Genomic DNA, 389 nt, shown 5'->3' on the forward strand with positions numbered 1-389 from the left:
GTGGGTAGCTTAACCTTCGGGGGGGCGCTCACCACTTTGTGGTTCATGACTGGGGTGAAGTCGTAACAAGGTAGCCCTAGGGGAACCTGGGGCTGGATCACCTCCTTACCTATACGACTAACTTAATTCTTGGTCGAAAAATGCTCCTGCATTTTCGACATTCGGTACATCCGTGTACCTTTTGAGTGTTCACACAGATTGCTTGTTTATCTTCTCTTAGGAGAAGTCAGAGCTGAATGCGCCGCGAGCCGGTTAGCATAGTTCTTTAACAATTTGGAAAGCTGATAGTATTTAATTGCATGAGTCTGTCATGTGATTAATTACAAAACGATGTAAACGTGGAAACGTTTGCATCATGAGTTCTCAAACACTTTATTAAGTGTCTTGAA

General features: G+C 43.7%; 1 rRNA gene. It reads left to right on the forward strand.

The features are described 5' to 3' along the window. Positions 1–108 (forward strand): 16S ribosomal RNA (locus MO387_RS20855); the annotation flags it as partial. Positions 109–389 lie beyond the last annotated feature (281 nt).

The organism is Shewanella sp. N2AIL (assembly GCF_022690845.1).
GTDB classification, from domain to species: domain Bacteria; phylum Pseudomonadota; class Gammaproteobacteria; order Enterobacterales; family Shewanellaceae; genus Shewanella; species Shewanella baltica.